Below are 452 nucleotides of genomic sequence, written 5' to 3'. Positions count from 1 at the left end.
CCTGGGGCCCCGCGGCGGCCAGCGCGATGCTCGCGCAGCACGGCACCTGCTGGCTCGAGGAAGAAAACTGAAACACGCGTTTGCACCATGCCTGAGGCGGCCCGTCCCGGCCGCGACTCGCCGGAGTCCCCCGCATGACCACCGAATTCAATAAAAGCAGCCTGGAGGAGAAGTGATCGAGCTTCACGCATTCGAAAGCCCGCAAGCGCAGTGCGAGGCGCTCGCGCAGGCGGTGCGCGCGGCGCTGGCCGCGCCGCTCGCCGAGCACCCGCGCGCGACGCTCGCCGTGTCGGGCGGCACCAGCCCGCGTCCGTTCCTGCAAACCCTGTCTACCGCCGAGCTCGACTGGGCCCGCGTGGACGTGAGCCTGGTCGACGACCGCTGGGTGGCCGACACCGACGGCGCCAGCAACGCGCAACTGGTGCACGACACGCTGCTCCGGAACGCCGCCG

At 71.2% G+C, this 452-nt stretch carries 1 protein-coding gene; it reads left to right on the top strand.

Annotated elements, in window-relative coordinates:
- Positions 1–172 precede the first annotated feature (172 nt).
- Positions 173–452, top strand: a 280-nt coding sequence (locus HWX22_RS31565; protein WP_175917023.1) for a 6-phosphogluconolactonase, incomplete at its 3' end; no start/stop codon positions are given.

Source organism: Burkholderia sp. BCC1638, from assembly GCF_902833195.1.
In the GTDB taxonomy this organism is placed as follows: Bacteria; Pseudomonadota; Gammaproteobacteria; order Burkholderiales; family Burkholderiaceae; genus Burkholderia; species Burkholderia diffusa.
This window is presented reverse-complemented; position numbering and strand designations above follow the sequence as displayed.